Source organism: Streptomyces sp. NPDC006512 (genome assembly GCF_040611935.1).
Classification (GTDB): domain Bacteria; phylum Actinomycetota; class Actinomycetes; order Streptomycetales; family Streptomycetaceae; genus Streptomyces.
Genome location: NZ_JBEXPG010000012.1, coordinates 55,063 through 72,564, shown reverse-complemented (window position 1 = coordinate 72,564; position 17,502 = coordinate 55,063). Strand labels below are relative to the sequence as shown.

The window sequence follows — 17,502 nt, the reverse complement described above, 5'->3', positions numbered from 1 at the left end:
AGAGGAGGCGAGACCAGTGACCAGCTTCATGACCTTCACCAAAATGACCGATCGCTCGGTCGACGCTTCCTGCCTGCTCGGTTCCGTCTCGATCCTGGGCACCGGTCTGTCCGCGATTTCCGCCGGCAGCCCCGCCCTGCTCGCGACCCTTCCGGTCAGCGAGCGCAATGAGCGACCGACCAAGGCACTGGTGGCAGTAGCGGAAGCCCAGGCGCATGGCGCCTATGGCTTCGCGGCCGCCGCCGGTGCCGGAGCTCGGACGAAGCAGACGACGAAGCAGCAGCACCTGATGTGGGCCTTCCGCGGGCTCGAACCCTGGAGTGATCCAGTCTGATCGCAAGATCAGGCCGGCGCCTTCAGGGCCGCGGAACCCCACCAGGGATCCGCGGCCCTTCTGTTTGTCCCCGAACGGGGATGACGGAGCGAAGGGGCCTCGGGACTGGCAGAACCAGCCGCACCCGGCCAACCGGCCGGAACGACTAGACGAACAAGACGAGGAAGAAAACACCGTGCAACTCGAAGCGCACGCCCCGTCCGTACCGCAGACCCAAACGATCTCCCCGCCCGCAGTCCCGGAGGACTCCACCTTGACCCCCCTCACCGCGCTCACCGCGCTCGACGACGCCATCGAGAACCTCGGCGTCCCGGTTCCCTGCCGCACCTTCGACCCCGAGGTCTTCTTCGCCGAGTCCCCGGCCGACGTCGAGTACGCCAAGTCGCTCTGCGGCACCTGCCCCCTCGTCGAGGCCTGCCTCGCCGGGGCCAAGGAGCGCCGCGAGCCCTGGGGCGTCTGGGGCGGCGAGCTCTTCGTCCAGGGCGTCGTCGTCGCCCGGAAGCGGCCGCGTGGCCGTCCGCGCAAGAACCCGGTTGCAGCGGCATGACCGCCATCGGAACCATCGACCGCCCTCTGACGCACGACCCCCTGAAGCAGGCCCTCATGTCCCCCATCACCACCACGAGCGAGCAGCCGCACGGCTCCGCCACCGCAGACTTCATCACCGCCGGCGCGATCACCTCGCGTCAGAACAGGACCCGCGAAATGCAACTCATCCCAGAAGCCCTGGCCCGTGCCCATATGGACGACCGCATGCGTGAGGCGGACGCCGAGCGTCAGGCCCTGCGCCTGGTCGCCGCCCGGCGCATGCAGCGTCGAGCCGAGCGCGTGTCCCTGCGCGCCCGGCGCGCGCTGGCCATGGCCGTCATGCACTAAGAGCTGACGCAGCCGAACGAACAAGAACCACCGGGGGGACCGGTCCGAAGGGACCGGTCCCCCCGGTGCGTTGCGCGTGCCGGCCGGGGCCCGCGGGGATATCGTCTGGAGGTGGACCAGCCGACTCCCCACCCCGCCCCGCGGGGGCCCGAGGCCCAGCCCGTCGCCTGCGCGCGCTGCGGCACCACCGCCCCCGACGGCGCCCCGCCCACCTGGACCTGCTCCGTGGAGAACGGGACCAGGCAGTACTTCTGCGTCGACTGCGCGCGGGCCAACCTCCGCGCCATCGAAGGCCGGCTCGACTCCTCCTGGTGGTGACCCCCGGGCCGCGCCCGGGGCCGGCCCCGCTCCCTACGCGGGCCCGTCCTCCGGCGCGAACCCCGGGAGCCAGGCGTCCAGTTCGTCCCGCAGCCGCACCGTCGCGCCCAGCTGGCACAGCACCCCGATGGTGCTCAGCGTCACCCGGTGGATCAGCAGGTACGACGGCGGCAGATTGATCTGGCGCCCCAACTGGTGCGCGGGGGAGCGGGGATCGGCGATCCGCGCCGCCTGGCCGCGCAGCCACGGTCGGGTGAAGGTGAACTCCTGGGCCTCGGCGGGCTCGATGATCGGCTTGAGGTAGTCGAGCACGGCCTCCGGGTCGAGGTCGATGGAATCCCGCACGAACCCCTCCGCCCGCAGGTGCCCGTAGACCCCCTCGGCGTCACCGTCCAGCGTCATCCGCAGGGACCGGCCGATGGGCTTGGGCCAGCCGCCGGGCAGCCGGTCGACGGTGCCGAAGTCCAGTACGCCCAGCCGTGTCCGGCCGTCCGCCCCCGCTATCAGGCGGAAGTTGCCCGGGTGTGGATCGGCGTGCAGCAGCCCCGTCCGGGCCGGGCCCGAGAACAGGAACCGGGCCAACAGCTGCCCGGCGCGGTCGCGTTCCTCCTGGGTTCCGTCGGCGATCACCTCCGACAGCGGGGTGCCCTCGATCCACTCGGTCACCAGCACCTCGTCGCCCTGGTGCACGACGTCCGGCACGACCACGTCCGGGTCGTCGTCGAAGGCGTCCGCGTGCGTGCGCTGGGCCTCGGCCTCCAGCTCGTAGTCCAGTTCCTCCGCGACCCGGTCGCGCATCTCGGTGATCAGCGGCTTGATGTCCATGCCGGGGACCAGTGGCCCCAGCAGTCCGGCGAAGCGGCCCAGCTGCTTGAGGTCGGACAGCAGCGCCTCACCGGCCCCCGGGTACTGGACCTTGACCGCCACCTGCCGGCCGTCGTGCCACACCGCCCGGTGCACCTGCCCGATCGAGGCGGCCGCGGCCGGCTTGTCCTCGAACTCCTCGAACAGCTCGCGCCAGTCCTCGCCCAGACGCTCCGCCAGCACCTCGTGGACCCTGGCCGCCGGCAGTGGCGGGGCCGCCTCCTGAAGCTTGGTCAACGCCGCCCGGTAGGGCCCGGCGATCTCCTCGGGCAGGGCCGACTCGAACACCGAAAGGGCCTGCCCGAACTTCATCGCGCCCCCCTTCAGTTCACCGAGCGTGCGGAACAACTGCTCGGCGGTGCGCTGCTGGAGCTCACGGGCGACGATCTCGGCCGACTTGCCGCCGATCCGCTTGCCCAGCCCCCAGGTGGCCCGGCCCGCGAACCCGAGTGGCAGCGCGGCCAGCTTGACGGTACGGGTGACCGCCTTCCGGGGAAGATCAGACATGCGCCCCTCCAGTTCCCAGACAGCTGCGCCGCAAGCGGCGGTTCAAGGCGATCCACGGTTCCGACGCATCCTGTCATGGCCGACTCCGGCGGTCCGCGCCCGATCCTGCCCCGGCGTCCTGCAGCGCCGCTCGACCGTCGCCGTCGCCGTCGCCGTCGCCCGCACCGCCGCCCAGGCCCGGTGGCCGGGGCGGAGCCGGCTCGCGTGCCGTCGCCGCCCCGCAAGGGCAGTCCGGATGAGGCCACACCGCCGAGCGGTCCCAGGACAGGCCCGGCAGCGCGGCCTCCCAGCGGGCGCCCGCCGAAGCGGGCACCTCCCCGTCGAGGAAGGACAGGGCGTGGGCCGCCGCCAGGCCGGCCACCGCCGTCGAGAGGGCCAGATCGCAGGCGGCCGTCGCGCGGCGGCGGTGCGCCGAGCGCCACTGGACCAGCATCCGCGGCCAGGCCGGGTCCCGGTCGACCCGGTCGCGTTCCATGCACCCCGCGCAGGCCGTGGACCCCGGCAGCACCAGTGGCCCCACCAGACCGGTTGCCTCCAGTACTCCCGCGTAGAGATGCGGGGTGCCGGTGGCCACCCAGTCGGCCGCCGTGTGCGGATCGGGCGCCCAGGACTGCAGCCCGTCCCGGGGCGCGACCACCACCAGGGCGAGCGCCGGCTCCGGCCCCGCCGGCTCCCCGGCCCGGGGCCCCCGCCCCGGGGCCGCGTCCCGCACCAGCGTCCCCGCCGCCTCGGCCCTCAGCCGCCCGACACTCGCGGGACCCAGCCCGCCCGGAGCCACGTCGGCCGGCAGCACCCGGCCCCCGTCGAGCACCTCGACCCGCCCCACCCCCGCTCCCGCCAGGACGGCGGCGATGACCGCCCCCACCCGTCCGCTCCCGCGCACTTGGACCCGTATCGCCCTGCGCGCCGCGGCGCCCCGTAAGTCACCACCGGGCTCCCGGTGCACCAGCGACAGCGAGCCCAGGTCGGGCCCCAGCCGCTCCAGGGTCTCGGGCCGCCGCCGGACGGCCTGGGCCCGTGGCCCGCCCGCGGTGACGTCGTCGAGCAGCCCCGCCCCCGCGAGCCGCCGCACCAGCTCGTCCACCCGCCCCTCGGGCAGACCCATCCCGGCGCCCTCCGCCCGCAGCAGGTCCATGCTTCGCGTCCCGTCGATGCGGTCGATGAGCGAGCCGGTGGCCGTGTCCACCGGTCCGAGCACCACCGCGCTGGCGGGAGTCACCCCGAACTGCACCGTCTGCAGATCGCGCCAGGCCCGTGCCAGCGCGGGTTTCACCTTCGGATACACGACAGCCCCCTTCGATGCGCGGATCCCGCCGGGGGATCCGCCCGTCCCGATTCACCGCTTTCGATCACCATGCCCGCACGTCGCGCGACGTGCGGGAATTCGTCCACAGGCGAGGGGTATTAGGCATATGAGATGGAGAAAAGGGGTGTTTCTGGAATTCGCAACGAATCGATCATGTTCGAACCGCGGACGCGCGGGACTTCCGCCATGGCGACCGGGTACCTTCGAGGCGTGTCCGCCGATCCACCGCAGCGCGCCGTCGAAGTCCGCCGGAGCGCGCGCCGCCGCAGGACCGTATCCGCCTACCGCGAGGGTGACCGTACGGTCGTCCTGATCCCTGCCCGGATGTCCGAGGCGGAGGAGCGCCGCTGGGTGGGGGTGATGCTGGACAAGCTCGCCGCCCAGGAGAGCAAGAGGACCCTCGGCGACGCGGAACTCACCGAACGCGCCGCGCGTTTGTCCGAGCAGTACTTCAGCGCCCGTGCCCGCCCCCGCTCGGTGCGCTGGGTGACCAACCAGAACACCCGCTGGGGATCCTGCACCCCCGCCGAGGGCAGCATCCGGCTCTCGCACCGGCTCCAGGGCATGCCCGAGTACGTGGTCGACTACGTGCTGCTGCACGAGCTGGCCCACCTCCTCGTGCCCGGCCACGGCCCCCGCTTCTGGGAGCTGCTGGAGGCCTATCCGAAGACCGAACGGGCCCGCGGTTACCTCGAAGGAGTGGTCGCGGCGGAACGCCTGCCGAAGGTTCCGGCAGCCCGCGAGGAATGACCCCGCGCCACGCGAGCGCACGCCGCGGTACGCGTTTGTACCGGGTCGGTACCGACTTGGCCGGATGTCGGCCGGAGCCGTTAGCCTGAGCGGCACGCATGCAGCGGCAGGCATTCACAGTCGGAATGGGGGACGGTCGGACGTATGGCCAGGGAATTCCAACGCGGCCACAAGGCCAAGATCAGTGATCTGACGGCGGGTACCGATCTGTACGTGGGCGTCCAGATCTCCGGGCCCGGACTCACCTTCGACATCAGCTGCTTCGGCCTCGACGCGAACGAGCAGCTCTCGGACGACCGCTACTTCGTCTTCTTCAACCAGCCGAAGTCGCCGGAAGAGTCCATCCAGCAGCTCGGCGCGCAGGCCGGCGACACGGAATCCTTCCGGGTGACGCTCGACCGGATCCCGTCGTCCATCCACCGGCTCTCCTTCTCCGCCACCCTCGACGGCGCCGGGCAGATGTCGCAGATCGGCCCCGGCTACATCCGGATCGTCGCCGGCGGCGAGGAAGTCGTCCGCTACGCGTTCAACGGCTCCGAGTTCAGCACCGAGCGCGCGCTGATGATCGGCGACTTCTACCTCAAGGACGTGTGGCGCTTCGCCGCCGTCGGCCAGGGCTTCGACGGCGGCCTCGCCGCGCTGCTCCAGCACTTCGGCGGCGAGGTCGCCGAGGAGGAGCCGCAGCAGGCCGCACAGCCGGCACCGCCGCAGGGCGCCGCGCCCGGGTTCGCCCCGCCGCCGCAGGGCGCCGCCCCGGCCCCGTCTTTCGGCGCGCCCGTCCAGCAGCAGCCGCCCGCCCCCGCGCCGTCCTTCGGCGCCCCGGCACAGGCGCCCGCCCCGCAGCCGCAGGCACCCGCCCCGCAGGCTCCCGCCCCGCAGCAGCCCCCGGCCCCGGTGCACACCGCCCCGACCATGGTCGCCCCGCTGGCCCCGGCCGCGCCCTACGGCCAGCCGCCGCACCCGCCGCAGCAGCCCGGCCCGCCCTCGTACGGCCAGCCGCCGCAGCCCTCGTACGGCGGCCAGGTCCCGCCCCCGGCCCCCGCGCCCTACGGCCAGCAGCCGCCGCAGCCCGCCTACGGCCAGATCCCGGGCCAGCAGCCGCCCCCGTACGGGCAGCAGCCCGGCTACGGCCAGCAGGCTCCCTACGGCCAGGCCCCCCAGGCCGCCGGTCCCGGAGCCGGTCTCGCGGCCGCGCTCCAGCCGTACAAGGAGGCGCCCACGGGCGCCCGCTGGACCCCGCAGAACCAGCAGCTCATGCGGGTCGACCTGTCGATGGGCGGCCAGGCCGTCCTCGCCCGCCAGGGCAGCATGGTCCTCTACCAGGGCAAGGTCGACTTCAGCTACAAGGGAGCCGGTTTCGCGGGCCGCATCGTCGGCAACGCCACCGGCCAGGAGATGCAGCTGATGCGCTGCACCGGCCGCGGCCAGGTCTTCCTCGCCGAGAACGGCGCCCACCTGCACGCCATCGAGCTCCAGGGCGACGGGATCTGCGTCTCCGCCGAGAACGTCCTCGCCTTCGACGAGTCACTCCAGCACGAGGTCCGCCGCATCGAGGGTCACGGCATTCCGGGCGGGGCCCTTTTCACCATGCTCTTCCAGGGCTCGGGAACGGTGATCGTCAAGACGCAGGGCGTCCCCGTCGTCCTGCCCGTCACCCCGACCACGTTCGCGGACAGCAACGCCATCGTCGCCTGGTCGGCCGCCTCCCAGGTGATCATTTCCAGCCAGGTCCGGCTGCGCCGCAACGCCTACCCCGGCCACAGCGGGGAGACCGTGAACCTCCAGTTCCGCGGCGCTCCCGGCAACTTCATCGTCGTCCAGCCGTACGAGGTCTGAGGGAGCCCGTCATGAACGCAACGAACCAGCAGCTCGCGGGCTACGCCCCCACCCCCGTCACGGCCCGCATGGAGAACCACGGCCGGGCCATGCTCAAGGTCGCCATGCAGAGCGGCCAGGACCTCTTCGCCCGCACCGGCTCGATGGTCGCCTACGAGGGCTTCGTCCAGTACGAGCCCAACCCGCCCGCCGTGCGCCAGATGGCCTCCCAGTGGCTGACCGGCGAGGGCGCCCCGCTCATGAAGGCCACCGGCGACGGCCTGCTCTACCTCGCCGACTACGGCGCCGACGTCGTCTGCATCAACCTCAACAACGACGCCCTGTCCGTCAACGGGACCAACCTCCTCGCCTTCGACGCCCACCTCCAGTGGGGCGTCGAGCGGGTCAAGGGCATGGCGAAGTTCGCCGGCCAGGGCCTGTTCAACGTCCAGATCGCCGGCACGGGATGGGTCGCGATCACCTCCCGCGGCACCCCGATCGTGGTCGACTGCGGCCGCGGCGAGGACGAGACGTACGTCGACCCGGACGCGCTCGTCGCCTGGTCCCCGAACCTCAAGGTCAAGGGGAAGCGCAGCTTCAAGGCCTCGTCGATGATCGGCCGGGGCAGCGGGGAGGCCTACCAGATGGCCTTCTCCGGCACGGGCATCGTCGTCGTACAGCCCAGCGAGGACAGCACCGACCGGCTCCGGGCCCGGGGCTGAGGGGGAGCGGACACATCATGCAGAGCGCACTTTTCGGCTACGCGGAAGCGCAGTCCCAGGACCGGTACACCGTCCAGAACCCCCAGCTCCTGCGGGTCTCCCTGAGCGGCACCGACGACGTCCTCGCCCGCAAGGGGGCGATGGTCGCCTACCAGGGCATCATCGACTTCGACGGGGAGTACCAGAGCAGCGGCCAGCGCACCGCCCGCGCCCGCACCGGCGAGGGCCTGGACCTCATGCGCTGCTCCGGGCAGGGCACCGTCTACCTGGCCAACCTCGCCCAGTACGTCCACGTCGTGGACGTGGACCAGGACGGCCTCACCGTCGACAGCAGCTACGTGCTGGCCCTGGACTCCACCCTGCACACCGAGGCCATCGCGGTGGACAGTCAGTACGGCATCTCCGGCTCGGGCAAGTACCAGCTCAACATCAGCGGCCGCGGCAAGGTCGCCCTGATGACCTCCGGGCAGCCCCTGATGATGCAGGTCACCCCGGACAAGTACGTCAACGCCGACGCCGACGCGATCGTCGCCTGGTCCACCTCGCTGCGCGTGCAGATGCAGGCCCAGACCCACTCCACCGGGGTCTGGCGGCGCCGCGGCAACACCGGAGAGGGCTGGGAGCTCAGCTTCCTCGGCACCGGCTTCGCGCTGGTGCAGCCCAGCGAGGTGCTGCCGCCGCAGAACGCCCAGATCGGACAGGGCGCCGCCGCGCAGTTCGGGATGGGCCAGCACGGAGCCCACTCCCAGAACCAGAACAACGCCTGGAACTGACGGACGGCACCGCGAACGCGCCGGAGGGGCGGGCCCGCACGGGCCCGCCCCTCCGGCACGTCACGCATCACGCGTCACGGCACGTCGCCTCAGGCGCCGAGCCGCTCCCGCGTCGCCTCCACCAGCCGCACGACCGAGGTGTCGGCCACCGCCGCCACCTCCTCGTACGGGAACCAGCGCAGGTCGAGCGACTCCTCGCTGATCTCCGCGACCGCGTCGGCCGGAGCCAGCGCCGCGTACTGCACGTCCAGGTGCCAGTTGCACGGCGCCGGGATCGGATGCCGGTCCAGCCGCAGCGGCCCGCCCGGCAGCAGGGTCAGCCCGGAGGCGATCCCCGACTCCTCGACGGCCTCGCGCAGCGCCGCGTCGGCCAGCGTGGCGTCACCGGGCTCGCAGTGGCCGCCCATCTGCAGCCACAGGCCGAGCTTCTTGTGCAGGGTCAGCAGCACCCGGCCGCGCACCGGGTCGACGACCAGGGCGCTGCCCGTGACGTGCCCGGCCGTGCAGGGCTTGTAGACCCCGTCCGGATGGGCCGCCAGGTGCTCCAGGTACAGCTCGCGCAGTTCCGGCTGGCCCTCGTACCGCTTCAGTACCAGGACCGCGTCTTCGTGCAGGCTCACTTCTTCTCTTCACCCTCGTCGTCGCGCCGGTCACGCTTCTCGGCCGCCTCGCCGAGCATCTTGTCGATCTCGGAGAAGTCGAGCTGCTCGCGGTGCACGAACCCGTCCGGGTCGTCCAGGTCGGAGGCCGTCGGCAGCATGTCCGGGTGCTCCCACAGCCCGTCGCGGCCGTCCACGCCCCGCGCGTCGGTGAGCGAGGCCCACAGCCGGGAGGCGTCCCGCAGCCGGCGCGGACGCAGCTCCAGGCCGATCAGCGTCGCGAAGGTCTGCTCCGCCGGACCGCCCGAGGCACGGCGCCGGCGCATCGTCTCGCGCATGGCGTCCGCCGAGGTCAGCCGGGGCTTGGCCGCCTCGTGCACGACCGCGTCCACCCAGCCCTCGACCAGCGCGAGAGCCGTCTCCAGGCGGGCCAGGGCGGCCTTCTGCTCCGGAGTGTCCTCCGGCTGGAACATGCCGCCCTGCAACGCCTCCTGGAGCTGCTCCGGGTTCGACGGGTCGAGCTGGCCGACCACGTCCTCCAGCTTCGAGGTGTCGACCTTGATGCCCCGCGCGTAGCCCTCCACGGCCCCGAACAGGTGCGAGCGCAGCCACGGAACGTGCGCGAACAGCCGGGCGTGCGCCGCCTCGCGCAGCGCCAGGTACAGCCGTACCTCGTCCGAGGGGACGCCCAGGTCCTTGCCGAAGCCCTCGATGTTCAGCGGCAGCAGCGCCGCCCGCCCGGCCGGGCCCAGGGGCAGCCCGATGTCGGTCGAGCCGACGACCTCGCCCGCGAGCACGCCCACGGCCTGGCCGATCTGCTGGCCGAACATGGCCCCGCCCATGGAGCGCATCATGCCGAGCAGCGGGCCCGCCATGGCCTGCATCTCCTCGGGAAGCACCCCGCCCATCGCCGCGCCGACGCGCTCGGCGACCGGGTCCACCAGCTCCTTCCACACCGGGAGGGTCGCCTCGACCCACTCGGCGCGGCTCCACGCGACGGCCGCGTTGGCCCCCGACGGCAGGGAGGTGACGCCGTCCAGCCACAGGTCGGCCAGGCGCACGGCCTCCTCGACGGCGGCCTTCTCCGCGAGGCCGACGCTCGTGTCCTTCACGCCGTCCGCCGTGCCCTGCGCGACGGTCTGGCGGGCGATGTCCTTGGCCATGTCCCAGTTCACGGGACCGCCCTCGTAGCTCAGCATCTGGCCGAGCTGCTGGAAGGCCGCACCGAGGTCATTGGGGTTCATCGAACCGAACATCGCGGCGAACGGATTGTCCGCGCCGCCCGGAAGACCGGCGGGGTCGAACCCGAACGGATTCGCGGGGCCGCCCTGGCCGCCCTTCTTGCCCTCGTCGCCGTTCTCCGGCTCCTCCGGCGGAAGGCCGAATCCGAATGGGGTGTCGCTCACGGGTTTCCTCGGCTCGTAGGGCCGCCGGCGGGAGCCGACGGCGATGGTCCGGCAACACCACCCAGCCTAGACACCTGACCCGCTTCCGGGCTCGGTGCTCCGCCGACTCCTGGGCTGCGGCAGGATGGACATCACCTGGTGGGTACGCGTCACGGCGCGTCCCTACTGAAGACAACCGCTGGAGACGCCCGGTGAGTTCCCCAGATCCGCATGCTCGCGCGCCGCACGACGCCGAAAACCGCCCTGAACCAGGCGACAGCGCCCCCGGCGTTCGCCAGCCGCGAAACCAGGCCGAGCCCCGGCGCCGCAGCCCCGTGATCGCGGTGACCGGTGCCGCGTCCGGAGTGGGCGCGGCCCTGGTGGCCCGCCTCGTCGCATCCGACGAGGTCAAGCAGGTCGTCGCCATCGACGAGCGGCGCGGGGACTGCGCCGAGGCGCACTGGCACCTCCTCGACGTGCGCGATCCCGCGATCGCCGAGAAACTGCGCGGCGCGGACGTGGTCGTCCACCTCGCGCTCGACCTCGACCTGGAGACCGACCCGGCGACCCGTACCGCGTACAACGTGCGCGGGACCCAGACCGTCCTGACCGCCGCCGCGGCGGCCGGCGTCCACCGGGTCGTGCTCTGCACCTCGGCGATGGTCTACGGAGCGCTCCCCGACAACGACATCCCGCTCTCGGAGGACTCCGAGCTGCGGGCCACCGCCGAGGCCACCGGGGTCGGCGACCTGCTGGAGATCGAGCGCCTGGGCCGCAGGGCCCCCCGCGCGCACCCCGGCCTCAACGTGACGGTCGTCCGCCCGGCGGTCCTCGTCGGCGGCACCGACACCGCCCTGACCAGGTACTTCGAGTCCCCGCGCCTGCTCGTCGTCGCCGGATCCCGGCCCACCTGGCAGTTCTGCCACGTCGAGGACCTGGTCAGCGCCCTGGAGTACGCCGCGCTGGAGAAGGCCGAGGGCGAGCTGGCCGTCGGCTGCGAGGGATGGCTGGAACAGGAGGAGGTCGAGGAGCTGAGCGGCATCCGCCGCATGGAGCTCCCCTCGGCCGTCGCCCTGGGCGCCGCGGCCCGGCTCCACCGGATCGGCCTGACCCCGTCACCGGCCGGGGACCTCGCGTACACGATGCACCCGTGGGTCGTCAGCGTCAGCGGACTGCACGCGGCGGGCTGGCGGCCGCGCTGGACCAACGAGGAGGTGCTGGCCGAGCTGCTCCAGGAGGTGGCGGGCCGGCACACCGTCGCCGGCCGGCGCCTGGGCCGCAAGGACGCCGCCACGGCCGCCGGAGCCGCCGGAGCGACGGTCGCCCTGCTCGGAGCGGCCGCCGCCGTCCGCCGCGCCCGCAAGCGCCGCGGCATCTGACCCCGCGCCCGCCCGCCCGCCTGCCTTCCCGCCCGCCCGCCGCGCCCGGAACCGTCCGCACCGGGCCGTGCGGGGCCCGGTTCCTGTAGGAGACTCCCAAGCCCGCGGGCCCGGACCGGGCGAATCGGCTATTCCGCCACGTCAGCGGCTAGGGCACGATGGAAGACATGGCACCGCACTTCGACCACCCCGGCGAGCAGGCCGCTCCGGACCCGATCCGGCTGCTCGCGATCCGTGAGACCCCGCTGTCGATCGACGAGGTCTTCCAGGCCGTCGGCGACGACTCGACGGGCGGCACGACCCTGTTCGTCGGCACGGTGCGCGACCACGACGGCGGGGCCGACGTCGACTCGCTCGGCTACTCCTCGCACCCGACGGCCGAGGCCGAGATGCGCCGCGTCGCCGAGCGCGTCGTGGCGAAGTTCCCGGTCCGCGCCCTCGCGGCCGTCCACCGCATCGGTGACCTGGCCGTGGGCGACCTGGCCGTGGTCGTCGCCGTCTCCTGCCCGCACCGCGGCGAGGCCTTCGAGGCCTGCCGGATGCTCATCGACGACCTCAAGCACGAGGTCCCCATCTGGAAGCACCAGACCTTCAGCGACGGCACCGAGGAATGGGTCGGCGCCTGCTGAATCCGGGGCCGGCGGCCGCTCAACCCCCCGGGCGCGGGGTTGCCCCCGCAAGGGGGTAGCCTCACACCCGTTCGGCCGCGCAACACGCCCTCGATTTGCGTAACCCCTTTCCGGGCACGAGCGTTGAAGCCACCAACGACACGTACTTTCGGGGCAGGGAGGCACGTCCATGGCATCACTGGCGTGGTTGCTGATTCCGCTGTTCGCCGCGATCGGAGCGGCGATATGGGGCAGCTGGGCGGCCCGCGACCGCACACAGGGCGACATATCCGAACTCGCCGGCTACGCGAGGTTCCGTGAGGCCATGGGCAAGGCCGATCAGGCCCGGACGAAGGAAAAGGCGCACTCCGGTTCCGACGCCGTCTGAGCGTCCCGGGGGTCCCGCTGAGAATCCTCTGAGAGTTCCGCGCACGGCCCCCGTACGGACCGGCCCCAGGGGCCGCCCGCCGAGGCCGTCCCGTACTGTCGATTCATGCCACGCCGCACCGCGACGATGCTCGCCTCCACCCTCATGCTGTTCGCGCTGCTCTGCGTCGGGGTGTTCATCAAGGTCCCGTACTCCGAGATGAGCCCGGGCCCGACGGTGAACACGCTCGGCGACTCGCGCGGCGAGCCGGTCCTGAGCATCTCGGGGCACAAGACGTACCCGACCAGTGGCCACCTCAACATGACCACCGTCCGCGTCACCGGCGCCGACTACGACATGAACCTGCTGGAAGCGGTGTACGGCTGGATGGCGGGCGACAACATCGTCGTCCCGCACGAGAACCTCTACCCGAACGGCAAGACGGACAAGGAATCCACGCAGGAGAACGCCGAGGAGTTCAGCCAGTCGCAGGAGAGCGCCAAGGTCGCCGCGCTCAAGCAGCTGGGCATCCCGGTCACCGCCCGCGTGATCGTCTCCTCCGTCGTCAAGGCCAGCCCCTCGGAGGGCAGGCTGCACGCGGGAGACGTGATCAGGTCCGTCGACGGCGCCGCGGTCACCGACCCCGCCGACGTGGCCAAGCTCGTGACGAAGCACAAGCCCGGCGAGCCGGTCGAGTTCACCATCGTGCCCGCCGCGGAGGCGGCCGAGGCGGAGCGCGCGGGCCGCGAGCCCACCACCACGGCCAAGGTCACCATCACCGCGGGCAAGGCGGAGGGCGACGGGCACGCCATCGTCGGCATCCGGGCCGGGACCGACCACACCTTCCCGTTCCCGATCGACATCAAGCTCGCCGACGTCGGCGGCCCCAGCGCGGGCCTGATGTTCGCCCTCGGCATCGTCGACAAGCTGACCGCGGAGGACCTGACCGGCGGAAAGTTCATCGCGGGCACCGGCACCATCGACGACACCGGCAGGGTCGGACCGATCGGCGGCATCCAGATGAAGACCATCGGAGCCCGTCAGGCCGGGGCCGAGTACTTCCTGACCCCGGCCGAGAACTGCGCCTCCGCCGCCTCGCACGTGCCCGACGGGCTGACCCTGGTCAAGGTCTCCACCATCGACGACGCCACGAAGGCACTGGAGAAGATCTCCAAGGGCGACACCGCGGGCCTCCCGCGGTGCACCACCCGCTGACCGGCAGGATCCGGAAGAGCCGGCCTAGTCGAGGAAGGTCGCGGCCAGCGCCTCGGCCAGGCCCGGCACCAGGCTCGCGCCGGTCAGCACCTCGCTGGAGGAGTCCTTCTCCCGCAGCCGCACGGCCGACTCCCGCGAACCGTCGCGCAGGACGCCCACGGTCAGCCGGACCTCCTGCCGGTCGGGATGCCCGGCGACCCACTTGGCCAGCTGCTTGTCGCCGAGCCCCTCCGGTACGGAGGCCTCGGCGGACGGCGGCAGCATCAGCCGCTCCACCGTCAGCGCGCACCCGACGATCGCGGCCGGCCAGGCGATGGTCCCCAGGAACTTGTCCAGCGGGGTCCCGGCCGGCACCGAATCCTGCTCGATGGGCGTGAGCTGGCTCTTGCCGGTGTCGTCCTGGTCGAGGCCGAGCTGGCGCGCGAGCCCCGGCTCCTGCTTGCGCAGCCGGGCCGTGTCGACCAGGGCGAACAGCCGGGCCGGCTTGTCCCAGCCGAGGGTGGCGGCGTACTCGTCGATCTCCAGGACGGCACGGGTCAGCGGGCTGGCGGCCATCGGGGTGCCGGGGGAAGGCGAAAGGTTGGACATGGACAACATCCTGCCTCCTTTCTCCCCGATACCGGGAACTGACTAAAGCCTCAGTAAGTTGCATGAGTGGGCCCTACCATCGGGGGCCCAGCTCCGGATTCTTCTCAGTACCCGGAATCAGTACCCAGACTCAGCGACTTTCGAGGTGCGCACCTTGGCTTTCCAGATGCCGGACCGCGGCGGAGGCCCCTCCGGGCCACGGATGAGAGTCGGCCGCCCCTCCAGGCGCGCCCGGACTCTTCTGACGACCCTGGGCGTCCTGGCCGTCCTGGCCATGGCGTTCATCATGTTCGCCGGTTTCTGGACGGACTGGCTCTGGTTCCGCTCCGTCAAGTACTCCACGGTCTTCACGACCACCCTGTGGACCAAGATCGGCCTCTTCGCCGTCTTCGGCCTGCTGATGGCGGGTGCCGTCGGGCTGAACATCTGGCTGGCGCACCGGCTGCGGCCGCCGCTCAGCGCGATGTCGCTGGAACAGCAGAGCCTCGACCGCTACCGGATGAGCATCGCCCCGTACAAGAAGTGGCTGCTCCTGGGCATCGCCGCGATCGTCGGGCTGATCGCGGGCGCCTCGGCGGCCGGCCAGTGGAAGACCTGGCTGATGTACGTCAACGGCGTGCCCTTCGGCCGTAAGGACCCCCAGTTCAACCTGGACGTGTCCTTCTACACCTTCGACCTGCCCTGGTACCGCTTCCTGCTCGGCTTCGGCTTCGCCGCGGTCGTGCTGTCGGTGATCGCCGCCGTCGTCGTGCACTACCTGTACGGCGGCCTGCGCGTGACCAGCCCGGGCGCCCGGGCCACCGCCGCGGCCACCGGGCACCTGTCGGTGCTGCTCGGCCTCTTCGTCACCTTCAAGGCGATCGCGTACTGGCTCGACCGGTACGGCCTCGCGGTGAAGTCCAGCGACTTCAAGGCCGCCGACAACTGGACGGGCCTGCGCTACGTCGACGCGAACGCCTACCTGCCGGCGAAGACCATCCTCGTCGCCATCGCGGCGATCTGCGCGGTGCTCTTCTTCGCCACCCTGTGGCGCCGGACCTGGCAGCTGCCGGTCATCGGCTTCGGCCTGATGGTCCTCTCGGCGATCCTGATCGGCGGGCTGTACCCGGCGATCGTGCAGAAGTTCCAGGTCCAGCCGAACGAGCAGGCCAAGGAATCGCCGTACGTCGAGAAGAACATCAAGGCCACGCGCGACGCCTACGGGATCGCCGGGTCCGAGGTCAAGGACTACCCGGGCGTCCCGCAGACGGACGACCGGACCAAGCTGCGGTCGGTGGCCGACACCACGGCCAGCGTCCGCCTCCTCGACCCGAACATCGTCTCCCCGGCCTTCCAGCAGCTCCAGCAGGTCAAGGGCTACTACGGCTTCCCGTCCACGCTCGCCGTGGACCGGTACAGCGGCCAGGACACGGTCATCGGGCTCCGCGAGCTGAACATCGGCGGCATCCCGAAGAACAACTGGATCAACGACCACTTCAAGTACACGCACGGCTACGGCGTGGTCGCGGCCAAGGGCACCACGGTCAAGGACGGCGCCCCCGACTTCACCCAGGCCGACCTGCCCTCCAAGGGCATGTTCGGCACGGACTTCGAGCAGCGCATCTACTACGGCGAGCAGACGAAGCAGTACTCGATCGTCGGCGGACCGCAGAAGGAGCTCGACTACTCGGACGACAACGGCGAGAAGGAGACGAGCTACAAGGGCGGCTCCGGCGTCAACCTCGACAACCCGGTCAACCGCGCCGCGTACGCCCTGGCCTTCAACGAGCCGCAGATCCTCTACTCCGGGGCCATCGGTGACGGTTCGCGGATCCTGTACAACCGCACGCCCAAGGAGCGCGTCGAGGCGGTCGCCCCCTGGCTGACCATCGACGGCGCCCCGTACCCGGCCGTCATCGGCAAGCGGGTCGTCTGGATCGTCGACGCGTACACGACCACCAACGGCTACCCGTACGCCTCGCGGACCACGCTGGGCCAGAGCACCGCGGACTCGCTCACCAACAGCCAGCGCGCGGTGGTGGCCCAGGAGAACCAGGTCAACTACATCCGCAACTCGGTGAAGGCCACCGTCGACGCGTACGACGGCACGGTCAGCCTGTACCAGTGGGACACCGAGGACCCGGTCCTCAAGACCTGGATGAAGGCCTTCCCGGGGACGGTCAAGACCAAGAGCGAGATCTCCAAGCCGCTCATGGACCACCTGCGCTACCCGCAGGACCTCTTCAAGGTCCAGCGCGAGCTCCTCACGCGGTACCACGTCACGGACCCGCAGACCTTCCTCAGCGGCAGCGAGGCCTGGGCCGTCCCGGACGACCCGACCACCAAGGCCGGCACGGCGGTTCCGCCGTACTACCTGTCGATGAAGATGCCGGGTCAGCAGGAGAAGGACCAGGTCTTCTCGCTCACCACGACGTTCACGCCGAACGAGCGGCCCAACCTGAGTGCCTTCATGGCGGTCAACGCCGATCCGGGAACCCCGGACTACGGCAAGATCAGAATCCTGAAGATGCCGACGAGCAAGCCGCCGGACGGCCCCGGACAGGTGCAGAGCAAGTTCCAGTCCGAACCGAAGATCGCCGAGTCGATCCGCCTCCTGCGCGGTGGTGACTCGGAGATCGAGTACGGCAACCTGCTCGCGGTGCCCCTCGACGGCGGCATGCTCTACGTGGAGCCCGTCTACGTCCGCAGCTCCGGGCTCAAGTACCCGCTGCTGCGCAAGGTGCTGGTGACCTACGGCGGTCAGACGGCCTTCGAGGACACCCTGGAGAAGGCGCTCAACGTGGTCTTCGGGGCGGCCGCCCCGACCCCGCCGACGACGCCGACGAACCCGACCCAGCCCGGCGACGGCACGGCGCAGCCGCCGGCCGTCACGGACCCGACGGTCAAAGCGGCCCTCTCCGACGCGCAGAAGGCCGTCGAGGAGGCCGACAAGGCCATGAAGGCCGGCGACTGGTCCGCCTACGGCAAGGCCCAGGACGACCTGGAGGCGGCGCTGAAGCGGGCGATCGACGCGGAGGCGAAGCTGACGGCGCCCAAGCCGGGCGGCTGACCCGAACGCGGTAATGGCCCCGTCCCGCGTCGTGATACTGTGGTTTC

At 71.6% G+C, this 17,502-nt stretch carries 18 protein-coding genes; 13 read left to right on the top strand and 5 right to left on the bottom strand.

Features of this window, described 5'->3' with window-relative positions:
* Positions 1-28: 28 nt before the first annotated feature.
* The 4 genes from ABZZ17_RS11490 to ABZZ17_RS11475 all read left to right on the top strand — a co-directional run bounded on the left by ABZZ17_RS11490 (position 29) and on the right by ABZZ17_RS11475 (position 1,528).
* On the top strand, positions 29-334 hold the full coding sequence (locus ABZZ17_RS11490) for a hypothetical protein (RefSeq protein ID WP_356874665.1): 306 nt from the start codon (positions 29-31) through the stop codon (positions 332-334).
* Between the two features lie 175 nt (positions 335-509).
* Complete coding sequence (locus tag ABZZ17_RS11485) at positions 510-881, top strand: WhiB family transcriptional regulator (protein ID WP_356874535.1); 372 nt, start codon at positions 510-512, stop codon at positions 879-881.
* The gene (locus ABZZ17_RS11480; protein WP_356874533.1) at positions 878-1,210 is read left to right on the top strand and encodes a hypothetical protein; all 333 of its coding nucleotides are present in this window, start codon (positions 878-880) and stop codon (positions 1,208-1,210) included. The genes ABZZ17_RS11485 and ABZZ17_RS11480 overlap by 4 nt, the downstream gene beginning before the upstream one ends.
* A 111-nt stretch (positions 1,211-1,321) precedes the next feature.
* Positions 1,322-1,528, top strand: a complete 207-nt coding sequence (locus tag ABZZ17_RS11475) for a hypothetical protein (protein ID WP_356874531.1) — start codon at positions 1,322-1,324, stop codon at positions 1,526-1,528.
* Between the two features lie 33 nt (positions 1,529-1,561).
* Here ABZZ17_RS11475 and ABZZ17_RS11470 read toward each other — a convergent pair whose 3' ends face one another.
* Positions 1,562-2,899, bottom strand: coding sequence for an AarF/ABC1/UbiB kinase family protein (locus tag ABZZ17_RS11470; RefSeq protein ID WP_356874529.1), 1,338 nt, complete (start codon positions 2,897-2,899; stop codon positions 1,562-1,564).
* 73 nt (positions 2,900-2,972) lie between these two features.
* Positions 2,973-4,184 (bottom strand): TOMM precursor leader peptide-binding protein, encoded by a 1,212-nt coding sequence (locus ABZZ17_RS11465; RefSeq protein ID WP_356874527.1) that lies wholly within the window; start codon positions 4,182-4,184, stop codon positions 2,973-2,975.
* A 231-nt stretch (positions 4,185-4,415) separates the two neighbouring features.
* On the opposite strand from ABZZ17_RS11465, the gene ABZZ17_RS11460 reads away from it, so the two are divergent.
* The 4 genes from ABZZ17_RS11460 (at position 4,416) to ABZZ17_RS11445 (ending at position 8,265) form a co-directional block, all read left to right on the top strand.
* The gene (locus ABZZ17_RS11460; protein WP_356874525.1) at positions 4,416-4,955 is read left to right on the top strand and encodes a M48 family metallopeptidase; all 540 of its coding nucleotides are present in this window, start codon (positions 4,416-4,418) and stop codon (positions 4,953-4,955) included.
* Positions 4,956-5,099: 144 nt separating this feature from the next.
* Positions 5,100-6,791: a TerD family protein gene (locus tag ABZZ17_RS11455; protein ID WP_356874523.1), complete on the top strand. Its 1,692-nt coding sequence runs from the start codon at positions 5,100-5,102 to the stop codon at positions 6,789-6,791.
* A gap of 11 nt (positions 6,792-6,802) precedes the next feature.
* Positions 6,803-7,492 carry an AIM24 family protein gene (locus ABZZ17_RS11450; protein WP_356874521.1) on the top strand — a complete coding sequence of 230 codons (690 nt, stop codon included), beginning with the start codon at positions 6,803-6,805 and terminating at the stop codon, positions 7,490-7,492.
* Between the two features lie 17 nt (positions 7,493-7,509).
* Positions 7,510-8,265 carry an AIM24 family protein gene (locus ABZZ17_RS11445; protein ID WP_356874519.1) on the top strand — a complete coding sequence of 252 codons (756 nt, stop codon included), beginning with the start codon at positions 7,510-7,512 and terminating at the stop codon, positions 8,263-8,265.
* Positions 8,266-8,354: 89 nt separating this feature from the next.
* Here the strand turns inward: ABZZ17_RS11445 and ABZZ17_RS11440 are convergent, their stop codons facing one another.
* Together ABZZ17_RS11440 and ABZZ17_RS11435 are read right to left on the bottom strand one after the other, a co-directional pair.
* Positions 8,355-8,885: an NUDIX hydrolase gene (locus tag ABZZ17_RS11440; RefSeq protein ID WP_356874517.1), complete on the bottom strand. Its 531-nt coding sequence runs from the start codon at positions 8,883-8,885 to the stop codon at positions 8,355-8,357.
* Entirely contained in the window at positions 8,882-10,270 is a 1,389-nt protein-coding gene (locus ABZZ17_RS11435) for a zinc-dependent metalloprotease (protein ID WP_356874515.1), read from the bottom strand. The genes ABZZ17_RS11440 and ABZZ17_RS11435 overlap by 4 nt, the downstream gene beginning before the upstream one ends.
* A 191-nt stretch (positions 10,271-10,461) precedes the next feature.
* Between ABZZ17_RS11435 and ABZZ17_RS11430 the strand changes: the two genes are divergently transcribed.
* From ABZZ17_RS11430 to ABZZ17_RS11415, 4 genes are all read left to right on the top strand, one after another.
* On the top strand, positions 10,462-11,628 hold the full coding sequence (locus tag ABZZ17_RS11430; RefSeq protein WP_356874513.1) for an SDR family oxidoreductase: 1,167 nt from the start codon (positions 10,462-10,464) through the stop codon (positions 11,626-11,628).
* 167 nt (positions 11,629-11,795) lie between these two features.
* Positions 11,796-12,257, top strand: coding sequence for a molybdenum cofactor biosynthesis protein MoaE (locus ABZZ17_RS11425; RefSeq protein ID WP_356874511.1), 462 nt, complete (start codon positions 11,796-11,798; stop codon positions 12,255-12,257).
* Positions 12,258-12,426: 169 nt separating this feature from the next.
* Positions 12,427-12,624 carry a hypothetical protein gene (locus ABZZ17_RS11420; RefSeq protein WP_281211018.1) on the top strand — a complete coding sequence of 66 codons (198 nt, stop codon included), beginning with the start codon at positions 12,427-12,429 and terminating at the stop codon, positions 12,622-12,624.
* Between the two features lie 105 nt (positions 12,625-12,729).
* On the top strand, positions 12,730-13,818 hold the full coding sequence (locus ABZZ17_RS11415) for a PDZ domain-containing protein (protein WP_356874508.1): 1,089 nt from the start codon (positions 12,730-12,732) through the stop codon (positions 13,816-13,818).
* Between the two features lie 24 nt (positions 13,819-13,842).
* On the opposite strand, the gene ABZZ17_RS11410 is transcribed toward ABZZ17_RS11415, so the two are convergent.
* Positions 13,843-14,415: a PPA1309 family protein gene (locus ABZZ17_RS11410; RefSeq protein ID WP_356874506.1), complete on the bottom strand. Its 573-nt coding sequence runs from the start codon at positions 14,413-14,415 to the stop codon at positions 13,843-13,845.
* A gap of 157 nt (positions 14,416-14,572) precedes the next feature.
* On the opposite strand from ABZZ17_RS11410, the gene ABZZ17_RS11405 reads away from it, so the two are divergent.
* Positions 14,573-17,455 (top strand): UPF0182 family protein, encoded by a 2,883-nt coding sequence (locus ABZZ17_RS11405; RefSeq protein ID WP_356874663.1) that lies wholly within the window; start codon positions 14,573-14,575, stop codon positions 17,453-17,455.
* Positions 17,456-17,502: the final 47 nt, after the last annotated feature.